The following is an 11,621-nucleotide window of genomic DNA, read 5'->3' as shown; positions in this document are numbered from 1 at the left end:
CACCACCGGTACCTGGTGGTGCGCACGGCCTAGGCGCCCCCGCGTCCCCCTACACCGGTCCGCCACAGCTGCTTGAGCAATGGACTATTACAGGAACCAACGGTACTCCCGCGCACTGACTTCCTGCATAAAGGCCAGGTGATCCTGGCGCTTGTTCTCGCAGTAGACCATGACGAATTCTTCGCCCAGGCCCTGGTTGACCACTGGGTGGTCGCGCATAGCGGTTACGGCGCTGAGCATGTCCTGGGGGAAGTCGATGCCGCTTTGGCGGTTTTCGTTAAGCGGGGCAATCGGCTCAATACCGGCATCCAGACCGTGCTCCATACCGATCAGAATCGCCGCCAGCACCAGGTAAGGATTGGCGTCAGCGCCGGCCAGACGGTGTTCGATGCGCAGGTTGCGGCCGTCCGATTCGGGGATGCGGATGCACGCATCGCGATCCTCGTAACCCCAACTGGCGCGACTGGCGGCGTTGACCATGGCGCCGTAGCGGCGGAAGGCATTGTGGTTGGCGGCGAAGATCGGCATGCAGTGCGGCAGCAGTTCCAGGCAGCCGGCCACGGCATGGCGCAGTGGGCGCTGGTCGTCGCCGTCGAGCAGGTTGTTGCCCGCAGCGTCATACAGGCTGACGTGTACATGCATGCCGCTGCCCGGCGCCTGCAGGTAGGGCTTGCTCATAAAGCTGGCGCGCTGGCCGTGCTTGAGCGCCACGCCACGGGTGCTGCGGCAGAACAAGGCAGCCCAGTCGGCGGCGCGCAGGCCGTCATCGCAATGGCCGAAGTTGATCTCGAACTGGCCGGGGCCAAGCTCGGCGGTGATCACGTTGGCGTCCACGCCCTGCTCATTGGCGGCGTCGACGATCTCGTGCAGTACATCGGCGAAGCGCGACAGGCGCTCGATGTGCATGTTCGGCTGGTCATCTGCATCGCCGCACAACGGGTCGCGGGGGAACTGCGGCAGGCCGTCTTGCAGCTTGCGATCAAACAGGTAGAACTCCAGCTCGAAGGCCACCACCGGGCGGATGCCGCGTGCTTCCAGGCGTTTGAGCACGCGAGCGAGTACTTCACGCGGCTCAAACTCGATGGGTGCATTGGTGCCATCGGAGCTGATCAGCATCTGCCCCAGCGGCTGGCTTTCCCAGCGCACCGGCTTGAGCGTGCCAGGGATCAGGCGGCGCGGCGCATCCGGGTCACCGTCGTTGAAGCAGTAGTCGCCAATCGGGTGCAGGCCGCCCTGGGCGCCAAGCAGCACGCAGTTCTGCGGGATCTTCAGCGGGCTGCCGGCGGCGACCTTTTCCAGCATGTCGATGGGGTAGCGCTTGCCATAGAAGTGCCCGGGAATGTCCAGGCTGATCAGGTCAACGTAGCGCACCGCCGGATTCTGGGCGCGGAAGGCGCGTACTTCGCTTAGCAGATCGGGAAAGCTTGTTGTTGTGGTCATGCGCAATGATCCTGCAGGCCTGAGTGATGGGTAGTGCGATGTTCAACGGGTAAGCGGTGCAGCCTCCGTAGGAGCCAGGGGGACGCCTAGTCCTTGCTGCGCTTCGGCGCTCCGACGATGCTTTTGACCTACAAAGATCGCCAGCAAGCTGGCTCCTACAAAAAGCCAATGCTCCGCGTTCGTTGTTGGGCTATGGCTAGCGGAACACCCAGAGCACCCGTGTCGGTTGCTCGGTGAGGTTGGCGTAACGGAATTGACTGTGCGGTGGTAATTGAAAGCTGTCGTTGGGGCCAAGAGTCACCGCTTGTGGGTCGTCGCCCAGCCAGATGCTCAACTCGCCTTCAAGGACGAAACCACCTTGTTCGGAGCTGTCGTCCAGATGTCCTTCGCCGCTACTGGCGCCAGGCGCCAGATGGCTTTCGAGCATGGAAAAACCGGCCGACATGCTCGGCGACACCAGTACGTCGGTTATCCCGCCGGCGTAGTACAGGGTGCGGCGCTCGTCGGGGCGGGTTACCCAGCGCAGTGCGCGTGGCTTGCTCAGGCTATAGAAATAGGTGGTTGGCACGCCCAGGGTTTCGCTGATTGCAGTCAGGTCAGCCACGGTCGGTCGGGACAGGCCGCGCTCAACCTGGGAGAGAAAGCCCACCGAGCGGTCGATGCGCTCGGCCAGTTCACCAAGCGTGAGGTTCTTGTGCTTACGCAGGTCGCGGATCAGGATCGCCAGACCTTCGATTTCTTCCTGCATGTCCATGCTCATGTCCTTCGTGGGGTCAGATTGATGGGTATCGCACGCTCAACCCATCCTACGGCTCTGTGGCTTTGTTTAGACAATGTCACGCAGCCTATACCAGGCCTTGCCGACGGCTTCGATCGGTGCGGCGAGCAGGTCGCCGCCGGGAAAGCGCGGGTTGCTCAGGCCCTGGTACAACTCAAGCAGATCGGCGTCACCGAGGATCGCGTCGCTCACCGCGCGAGCCGCGGCCAGGGTCGGCAAAATGCCATGGCCAGAGAAGCCTTGCAGCCAGTACTTCTGCCCGTTGCGTCCGACGTCCGGGGTGCGCTGCATCGTGCAGTCGATATGCCCGCCCCAGCCGTAGTCGATCTGCACGCCGCGCAGTTGCGGGAACACCCGCTCCAGATAGGGGCGGGTGGCTGCTGGCACATCCTTGGGGATGCCGCCCAGGTAGGTGCAGCCGCCGCCGAACAGCAGGCGATTGTCCGGGGTGACGCGGAAATAGTCGGGGACGAATTGGTTGTCGATGGCGCAGGTGCCGCGCGGTAGCAGCGAGCGCGCCAGTTCTGGGTCCAGCGGCGCGGTGGTGACCTGGTAGGAGCCGACAGGCAGCAGACGCTTCGACAGTTGCGCATCGAGTTTGTCGATATAGGCGTTGCAGGCCAGCACCAGCACGTCGCTGCGCACCTCGCCCTGTTCGGTGCGTGCCACATAACCGTCCGCTGTCTCGCTGTAGCTGAGCGCCTGGGTCTGCTCGAAGAGCTTTCCGCCGGCTTTCTCGATGGCATCGGCCAGGCCTTGGGCCAACTTCAGCGGGTTGAGCTGGGCGGCGCCGCTGTCATGCACGGCGGCCAGGTAGCGCGGGCTGGCGATCCACTGCGGCAGTTCGTCTTTGGCAATAAAGCTCAGCTGCGTGTAGCCGTATTTCTGTTCAGCTTCTTCGATGCTGTCCTGCAGTTGGCGCACGCGGCGCGGCAGCACGGCGGTGTAGATCGCGCCGCTGCGGTAGTCGATATCGAAGCCGTTTCGCACAGGCAGCTCGCGCATTTCATCGGCAGCCCAGACCATGCTGTCCCACAGGCGGCGGGCGCGCTCCAGGCCAAGGGCCTTCTCCAGCGGCGGCATGTCGCAGGACCAACCCGGCAGCGCCTGCCCGCCATTACGCCCCGAGGCCGCCCAGGCCAGGCGGCTGGCTTCCAGCAGCACCACTTTTTTGCCGGCCAGGGCCAGGCGCAAGCCGGTGTGCAGGCCGCTGAAGCCGCCGCCAATGATCAGCACATCGCACTGCAAGGCTTCTTGCAAACGCGGGCGCAGTGGAATCTGCCCCGGGTAGGTGGCGGCGTAATACGTGCCGATATGCTGGGCGGATTGTTTAAACATAGCGCGCCTCATGAAATCTGAAGATAATAATTTCATGAAAATCTACGCTATAAATTTCACAAAGCCAAGCCGGCATGTTTTGACTGCGGCGCTTCCAAGAAAAAGGCTATGTACCCATTGCGTGTTGTGAGGCGATGAGCCGAAGCTCTTTGCAGAAACCCGCTCGCTCCGGCCTGGCGCTCCGACGATGCTGTTGTGCTTTTTGTTGGCCCGGATCGCCAGCAAGCTGGCTCCTACATGGGCAACACATAGCGGGTACATCGCTAAGAAAAAGGCCGACCCCTTTCGGGTGTCGGCCTTGGTCCGGCGAGCGAGTGGTTACTTGGGCATTACCACGCTGTCGATGACGTGGATAACGCCATTGCTGGTTTCGATGTCGGCGGTGCTGACGGTGGCGCCGTCGACGCTGACGCCGTCACTGGTGTCTAGCGTCAGTTCACCACCTTGTACAGTTTTCAGGCTGGTCTTGCCGGCCAGATCAGCGGCCATCAGCTTGCCCGGAACAACGTGGTAGGTGAGCACGGCGGTCAGCTTGTCCTTATCGGCCAGCAGGGCATCGAGGTCCGCCTTGGGGACTTTGGCGAAGGCCGCATCATTGGGTGCGAAGACGGTGAAAGGACCTTCGCCTTTAAGGGTTTCGACCAGGCCGGCAGCGGTCACGGCGGTCACCAGGGTGGTGAACTGACCCGCAGCGACGGCTGTGTCGACGATGTCCTTCTTGCCACCATGGCTGTCGGCAAATGCCGGCGCGGCCACCAGGGTAAGGGCGGCGGAGGTGATCATCAGGGCGCGTTTGAAGCTTTGAGTGGTTGCATTGAGCTGAGCAAACATAGAAATACTCCTAGTACAGGGTTATTTGTTTTGCACAGTATTTGTACAGTTATGGCGCGCTGAGTTCCCGGCTCGACATGATTTGTAAAGGTTGCCGGGTAATACGCGGGCAAGCAGCATCGCAACGCGCTGTTGCCGGCGCGGTCAGGAAAGCCAGTTGGGTTGCTGCTGGCGCGGGCGTATAAAACCGCTGCGGCTAACGAACCTGATTGCGGCCGCCGTGCTTGGCTACATAGAGTGCGCGGTCGGCACGGTCCAGCAGTTCGCCGGCATCCTGTGCACCGTGCTCGGTCGAGGCGATACCCGCACTCAGGGTTACCGAGAACTCGCTGCCGCCAGCGATGAAGTGCAGCTCGGCAAAGCGCTGGCGAATTTCATCGAGAACTCTCATGGCCTGTTCGGCTGTGCAGTCGGGCAGCACCACGAGAAACTCTTCACCGCCGTAGCGGCCCAGGCTATCGACCCGGCGCAGGCGCTGGCGCAGCAGATTAGCCAGGGCGCGAATCACGTTATCGCCGGCGACATGACCGTAGCTGTCGTTAACCTTCTTGAATAAGTCGATATCCAGCATCGCCAGGCTTGCCGGCTTGCCGCTGCGTTGTGCGCGCTCCAGTTCGATGCCGACCTGCTCCTTGATATCAGCATGCTTGAGCAGACCGGTCAGGCTGTCGCGTGACAAGGCAATGCTCAGCAGGCGGGCGCGCTGGGCGCGGGAGAACACGGTAGTGACCAGGGCGTTATCGGAGATGGGCTTGCTGACGAAGTCGTCGCCGGCTTTGATCAGGGCATTCATCTGCCGGTTGATGTTGGTCTCCGCCGACAGGTAGATGATTGGCACCCGTAGCCAGTCGTCGTTGAAGCGGATGATCTGCGCCAGCTCGGGGCCGGTACAACCGGGCATGTTGACGTCGAGCAGCACCACCTCCGGGTTGAAACGGCTCATGGCCGCGAAGATTCCCGCCGGGCTTTCCAGTACCTCAACCAGCATATTGGCGCCGCGCAGGATCAGGCTGTAGCGGCTGGCCAGGTCATGATCGTCATCGACGATCAGGACCCGGTAGGGTTCACCCTGCTGCTGGGTAAAGCAGCGCTCCAGACGGTTCTCCAGCTGGGGGATGTCCACTGGTTTGGTGAAGTAGCCCATGGCGCCGACTCGAACCGCCTCCAGGCGCGTGGCGAAGTCGTCCTTGGTGGTAATCACCAGCAGCGGCAGTGGTTGCTCCAGGCGTTGTTGCAGGGCGGCGGCATACACCAGGCCGTTTTGTTCGTTATCGCCGAGGTTGACGTCGATGATCAACGCATCCGGTAGACGCCGTTGCAGTGCTGCATCGAAGTCGGCGATACGGCTGAAGTGCTCGGCGTGATAGCCGAAGTTGCCCAGGGTCAGGCGCATGTTTTCGCCGACGCTGATCTCGTCTTCGAGGATGTAGATGCAGTGTGTGTCCGTCTCGGCCTTCAGGCCTGATCGCAGAGGGGCGGGGTTACTCGGCGCCGTGTCGTTCTGCACGCTTTGCGCAGCGAACTGCTGCAGTTGGTCGATGAATGCCTGCAGATCCTGATCTTTCAGGCGCTGGCTCTCCAGCCAGTGCGTCGCCTGTTGTTCGAGGTCGCGGGCACGTTGGCCAATACTGGCGAAGCCGAAGGTGCCGGCGGCCCCTGCCAGCTTATGCAGCTGATCGCGCAGGCTGCGCAACTGCTGCAGCTGCGTCTCGCTGTCCGCGGCTAGCAGCAGTTGCGCCTTGCTGGCGAGTTCGGGCAGTTCCTGGGTCAGGCGCGCGGCGAATTTTTCGCTGAGCAACTGCAGTTGGTGCTGCAGTTCGCTGGTTGGGGCGGGCCGTTCAGCCATGAACACTGCTCCATATCTGTCGGACCTGGGCGGCTAGCTGCATCGGGTCGAAGGGTTTGATGATTACATCGCGCGCGCCCAGGCTACGGTAATGCTCGATCTCGGCGGGTTGTACCTTGGCGGTCATGAAGGCCACGGGTATTTGGCTGAGGTCCACCAATTGGGCAATTTTCGCCAGGGTTTGTGGGCCGTCCATGCCGGGCATCATTACATCCAGCAGGATGAAATCAGGGGCGAAGCCCTGCACCTGGTCCAGTGCGTCCTGGCCACACGAGCAACTCAATACCCTGAATCCCCCGACCGCCTCCAGGGCAATTTTGGCCACTGCCTGGATCGAGGGGTCGTCTTCCACATGCAGAATTCGCGACAGTTCAGGCATTGCAAAACTCCTTTGGCGGTCAGCAGGCGCATGGGAAGAGTGAGAAGTTGGCGCGTATTCATGGGTGATTTGGCCGGTGCGCAGCCCACCAGGCTGAGCTGTTCGCCGGGCTACTGCGCGCAGGATAATACCACCACCGGCAGGCGCGGATGCACCTGGCGGAGTTCCTTGGGCAGCCCCAGCCACTCCCATCGGTCTCGGCAGGATCAGGTTGTCGGCGCTCCCAGCGGCAACTCGAACCAGAACGTCGCGCCTTGACCCTCGGGCGAGTCGAAGCCGATCTGGCCGCCCATGCGTTCGATCAGCTCCTTGCTGATGGCCAGGCCTAGGCCGGTGCCGCCTTTCTGCCGTGTGTCGCTGGCGTCGGCCTGGGAGAACTTGGCGAAGATACGGGTCTTGAAGGCCTCGGGAATCCCCGTGCCCTGGTCACGAACGCTGACCCGCACCCGCTCACCCAAATGGTCTACGGCAACCTCGACGGCTTGGCCTGCGGGCGAGAACTTGGCTGCGTTGGACAACAGGTTGGCCAGCACCTGGGCCAGTCGCTGGCTGTCGACGCGGATCTGGGCCGCCACCACGGGTTCGCGCAGCCGCAAGTGCACCTGGTATTGGCTGGCATACGGCTGGTTCTGCGCAATGGCTTGTTCGAGCAGCGGTTGCAGGGCGTACTCGCTCAGTTCGATGAGCATCTTGCCAGCTACCAGTTTGTCCATGTCCAGCAGGTCATTGATCAGCTTGCTAAGGTGTTTGCTGTTGTCCTGGGCAATTGTCAGCATCTGCTGCATGTCGACCGGCACCGCGCCGAGCACGCCGCCATTGATCAAGCCGAGGCAGCCGGCGATAGCGGTCAGCGGGGTGCGCAGCTCATGGCTGACGGTCGAGACGAACTCACTCTTCATCTTTTCGATGCGCTTGCGTTCGCTGATGTCGCGGATCACGGCAATGAAGCGCCGCTGGCCCTGGTGACTGATCTGCGACACGGCCAGCTCCATGGCGAACAGTTCGCCATTGCTGCGCATGCCCTCAAGCTCGCGCACCTTACCAATCAGTCGGGTCTCACCGGTTTGCTGATAACGCGCAAGGTAGCCATCGTGGGCCGCGCGATGGGGCTCGGGCATCAGTAACCTGACATTTTGTCCTGCTACTTGGGCCACGCTGTAATCGAACAGTTTTTCCGCGGCGTGATTGAACGTCTCGATGCAGCCCTGTTCATCGATGGTGATGATGGCATCCAGGATGTTGTCGAGCACAGTGCGCAGGTAGTGCTCGCTCTCGCGCATGGCCCGCTCGGCAGTGACGCGCTCGCTGACGTCCTGAATCTGCGCGACAAAGTGCACCGGCAGGCCTTCGCTATCGCGCACCAGCGACACGCTGAGCAGTACCCAGATAATCCGTCCCTGACTATCCAGGTAGCGTTTTTCCATCTGGTAGCCGTTGATCCCTCCGGCCAGTAGCGCTTTGACATTATTCAGGTCGTCGGCCAGATCATCGGGGTGGGTGATCTGCTGAAAGTCGCCGGCCAGCAGTTGTGCGCGGTTGTAGCCGAGCATGCGGCAGAGTTCGTCGTTGACCTCCAACCAGCGTCCCTCGGGGCTGACTAGTGCCATGCCCTGCGGTGCGGTGTTGAAGGCATTGCTGAACAGTTGCTGGCTGAGTTTCAGTTCATCTTCGATCTGTTTGCGCTCGCTGATGTCCCAGATAAAGCCGTCCAGCCACAGCAGGTTGCCCTGATTGTCGTATTCTCCGCGGCCTTTTTCCCGCACCCATACGCTGTGGCCATCGGCATGCTGGATGCGGTAGGTCAGCTCGAACACGCTCTGGCGCAAGATCTGCTCCTGGACGGCATAGGTGCTGTCCAGATCGTGCGGGTGGACCACGCTGGCGTAGCTGCGTATCCGATTATCAATAAAGTCGCTGGCCGGATAACCACTCAGCTGCTCGATCTCATCGCCCATGAAACGCATGGTCCATTGCGCATCGTGGAGACAGCGGTAGACCACGCCCGGGAGGTTGGCGACCATGCTGCGGAAGCGACTTTCGCTCTTTTGCAGGGCACGGGTAGCGTGCTGTAGAGCGCTGACATCGGTGGCAATACCCAGGTAGCCATAGATGCTGTCGTGCGCATCGCGAATAGCGCTGATGGTCAGATTGACCAGGCGCGGCTCGCCGTTCTTGCGGACATAGGTCCACTGGTGGGCTTTTGCCTCGCCTTTCTGAATATTGGCGACGAACACCTCGAAGCCACTGATTTCGCGTCCAGCCTCGTGGCTCAGCTCGCTGCCGCGTGCCCGCACTTCTTCGGGTTGGTGAAACAACATCGGCGAGTGCTGGCCGATCACCTCGGCGGCCGAATAGCCGGTGAGCATTTCGGCGCCGGGATTGAACAGGCTGATCACTCCGCAGGTGTCGGTGGCAATGATGGAAACGCCGGTCGCTGAGTCGAGCACCGCCTGGAGGAATGCGCGCGCCTCGTAGACAGATTCTTCGCGCTGCTTGGCTTCGCTGACGTCTTGCACAGTACCGCTCAGCCGGTTCATTCGGCCTTGGTCGTCCGCCTGCAGGCGCGCTAATTCATGGACCCAGCGGATCTCGCCGTCGGGGCGCACGATGCGGTGCACCACGTCATGTAAGCCGCCCGCCAGCACGCGTTGTTCGCTGGCCTCGACGAGGGCACGGTCGTCAGGGTGCACGGCGCTTTTGAAGGTTTCGATATTCGGGGTCATCACCTCGGCGTCATACCCGAAAATATCGAAGATGATGCTCGACCAGTCCAGCTCGCCCGTCTGCAGGTTGGCTTGCCAATGCCCCAGCCGAGCTATTTGCTGGGCCTGACCCAGGCGCTCCAGCAGGGTCTGGCGCGTCTGCTCCTGCTGCTGGCGTTCCAGGGTGGCGCCGATCCAGCGGGCGAATAAGCGGAGGAACTCGCGGTCGGCCTCATCGAACGGTTGCTTGCGTGCCTCGGGCGAAGCGAAGGACAAGGTGCCGAAGCGCTGGCCAGCGACCCAGATTGCCGTGCCAATATAGGTTTCCAGGTTGAACAGCGGGTAGCAGGGATGATCAGCGTGGGCCGACTGGCCCATGGCGTCGATGGCCAGCACTTCATCGCTGTGCAGGGTGATGCTGCAGTAGGTGTCACCCAGGGGGAAATGCTGGCCGTCACTCAGGGTGCCTGCGGGTGAAACCTGAGCGCGTACCTGGTAATCGTCGGCTTCGATCTGACTGATTATGGCGAATGGCACCTGGTAGAAGCTGGCGCCCATCTGCAGTGCCTGGCGCAGCTGCTCCTGACTGCTCAGGGTGGGTAGGGCGGCAATTTCGTTGAGTGCGCGCAGGGCTGTTTGCTGGCGCTGCAGATGCTGCTGCGCCTGCTCGCGCTGCACGTCGCGGCGCAGCGCCTCGATCAACTGGCCCAAGGTGGCGAGTAAGGGCTGCAACTGTTCGGCCAGAGCCTCCTGGTAACCTTCGGCGCGATTGGCCAGGCCAAGCATCCCCACTAGGCGGCCATGGCTGTGGATCGGCAGACCGGCAAACGCCAGCAGCGGCGGGTGGCCATGAGGTAAACCGCCGCTTTGCGGATGCTCCGCAGGCTGATTGCTGATCAGTGCCGTGCCGCTGAGCATGACCCGGCCAAACAGGGTGTCCAGGTTGCGGAATTCCATGCCCTGGGCCAAGCGCTCTGCATAGAGCGCAGCACTGGCGCTGTCCCAGGCAATATTGCTGATGCTGTAGGTGTGCAGGTAGGGCGCGCCCAGCTCATCTTCGAGCACTTCGCCGATAAAGCCGAACTGACTGGCGGTCAGCTCGAGAATGCGCGAAAGCAGTGCATCGAAGGCTTCGCGCTGGTTCTGTGCCGTGATATACGCGGCCTGGGCCTGGGCGATGATTGCCAGCAACTGACGCGACTGCTCGCTTTGCTGGTGCCTTTGCTGCAGTTCGTCACGGTGGCGGCGCATCAGGGTTTGGCTGGCATGGCGAGTGCTCAGCAGCAATAACAGGAGCAAGGCTTCTGCGCCGCCCCAGGCCAGCAGCCATTTGCCGATTAGCCACTGGCGGTCGCTCTGGTGCTGCGCAACTTGCGTGCTGATGTCGCGCCAGGTCAAGGCCACGACCGCAGTGCTTTGCTTGGGATCGGCTGCCGACGTGTAGCCAGGCAGCAGCACCTGATTGAGCAGGTAAGTACGGCCCTGATCCTCGAGCAACCTCAGCCTGTTGCCAGCGTCTGGGGCGGACAATAATTGTTGGGTTTTCCAGTGCTGGATCTGCGGGCGTGAGAAGCCTTCAAGGGACCAGTCAGCGTGGTTGTCGCTCAGGCCGCGCAGCGCCTCGCCGCCGAACTCTGGTGCTTGCGGGCTGCGCTTGAACAGCAGGGCGATACCGGCATCCAGTTCCTGATCCAGCTGTTGCAGATCATTGTGCAGGCTCAGGCTGACTTCCAGGGCGCCAATGGCCATGGGCTTGAGTGTGCCATCGACCTGCAAGGGGGTTATGGCGCGCATCACCAGGCTGTCGGCGCCAAGCCCCAGGCCCGCCTTGTTGTGCTGGTCATGCAGGGCGTCGGTGAGCATCACGCGGTGAGCCTCTGGCTGATCGCCAAAGCGTTCGGGTTGATGCACGCGCAGCAGGACTTGCGCCGAGGGGGCGAGGTGGATGTAGAGCTTGAACGGGTGGCTGCTCTGCAGATTGCGCCAGCGTGGCGCCAGACGGGTATAGAGCTGGTTGCGGATGGCGTTGGAGGCGTCCTGGTCTGGGCTGCCGCTGTGGTGCAGGGCGTAGGCTTGGCGCACCAGTTCGATGACCCAGGCGTCGGCGGCAATGCTCTGCGCCAGTAACAGCGCCTGATCGCGCTGGCGCCGTTGCGTGCTTTGCAGTACCAAGCGCTGCACCTCAGTCTGCTTGGCCATCTGTTGCTGCCATAAGGACTCCTGCTCGCTCAGGGCGAGCCCGCCCAGCGTGGCAAAGAACAGCGCGAGGACGAGGCTGCCGAGGCCCACTATCCAGCGGATCATTGC

7 protein-coding genes are annotated in these 11,621 nt (G+C 62.1%); all 7 read right to left on the bottom strand.

Going from position 1 to position 11,621, the window contains the following annotated elements; translation table 11 throughout:
• Positions 1 to 87: 87 nt before the first annotated feature.
• Positions 88 to 1,440: a glutamine synthetase family protein gene (locus Q8K09_RS12870; protein ID WP_305255367.1), complete on the bottom strand. Its 1,353-nt coding sequence runs from the start codon at positions 1,438 to 1,440 to the stop codon at positions 88 to 90.
• A gap of 196 nt (positions 1,441 to 1,636) precedes the next feature.
• Entirely contained in the window at positions 1,637 to 2,194 is a 558-nt protein-coding gene (locus Q8K09_RS12865; protein ID WP_305255366.1) for a helix-turn-helix domain-containing protein, read from the bottom strand.
• A gap of 72 nt (positions 2,195 to 2,266) precedes the next feature.
• Positions 2,267 to 3,556, bottom strand: a complete 1,290-nt coding sequence (locus Q8K09_RS12860) for an FAD-binding oxidoreductase (protein WP_305255365.1) — start codon at positions 3,554 to 3,556, stop codon at positions 2,267 to 2,269.
• A 318-nt stretch (positions 3,557 to 3,874) separates the two neighbouring features.
• Positions 3,875 to 4,387: a fasciclin domain-containing protein gene (locus Q8K09_RS12855; protein WP_305255364.1), complete on the bottom strand. Its 513-nt coding sequence runs from the start codon at positions 4,385 to 4,387 to the stop codon at positions 3,875 to 3,877.
• Positions 4,388 to 4,583: 196 nt separating this feature from the next.
• Entirely contained in the window at positions 4,584 to 6,233 is a 1,650-nt protein-coding gene (locus Q8K09_RS12850) for a diguanylate cyclase (protein ID WP_305255363.1), read from the bottom strand.
• Positions 6,226 to 6,612 (bottom strand): response regulator, encoded by a 387-nt coding sequence (locus Q8K09_RS12845; RefSeq protein WP_305255362.1) that lies wholly within the window; start codon positions 6,610 to 6,612, stop codon positions 6,226 to 6,228. The genes Q8K09_RS12850 and Q8K09_RS12845 overlap by 8 nt, the downstream gene beginning before the upstream one ends.
• 206 nt (positions 6,613 to 6,818) lie before the next feature.
• Positions 6,819 to 11,618: a PAS domain S-box protein gene (locus Q8K09_RS12840; RefSeq protein WP_305255361.1), complete on the bottom strand. Its 4,800-nt coding sequence runs from the start codon at positions 11,616 to 11,618 to the stop codon at positions 6,819 to 6,821.
• Between the last annotated feature and the right edge of the window lie 3 nt (positions 11,619 to 11,621).

It is taken from the genome of Pseudomonas sp., assembly GCF_030683065.1.
Taxonomy (GTDB): domain Bacteria; phylum Pseudomonadota; class Gammaproteobacteria; order Pseudomonadales; family Pseudomonadaceae; genus Aquipseudomonas.
Note: the sequence above shows the minus strand (reverse complement) of the source record. Positions and strands in the feature narration are given on the sequence as shown.

What these genes read in the sequence shown, in the direction of transcription:
- Q8K09_RS12870 (WP_305255367.1), bottom strand. Translation starts at nt 1,440, where the DNA reads ATGACCACAACAACAAGCTTTCCCGATCTGCTAAGCGAAGTACGCGCC.
- Q8K09_RS12845 (WP_305255362.1), bottom strand. Translation starts at nt 6,612, where the DNA reads ATGCCTGAACTGTCGCGAATTCTGCATGTGGAAGACGACCCCTCGATC.
- Q8K09_RS12855 (WP_305255364.1), bottom strand. Translation starts at nt 4,387, where the DNA reads ATGTTTGCTCAGCTCAATGCAACCACTCAAAGCTTCAAACGCGCCCTG.
- Q8K09_RS12840 (WP_305255361.1), bottom strand. Translation starts at nt 11,618, where the DNA reads ATGATCCGCTGGATAGTGGGCCTCGGCAGCCTCGTCCTCGCGCTGTTC.
- Q8K09_RS12865 (WP_305255366.1), bottom strand. Translation starts at nt 2,194, where the DNA reads ATGGACATGCAGGAAGAAATCGAAGGTCTGGCGATCCTGATCCGCGAC.
- Q8K09_RS12850 (WP_305255363.1), bottom strand. Translation starts at nt 6,233, where the DNA reads ATGGCTGAACGGCCCGCCCCAACCAGCGAACTGCAGCACCAACTGCAG.
- Q8K09_RS12860 (WP_305255365.1), bottom strand. Translation starts at nt 3,556, where the DNA reads ATGTTTAAACAATCCGCCCAGCATATCGGCACGTATTACGCCGCCACC.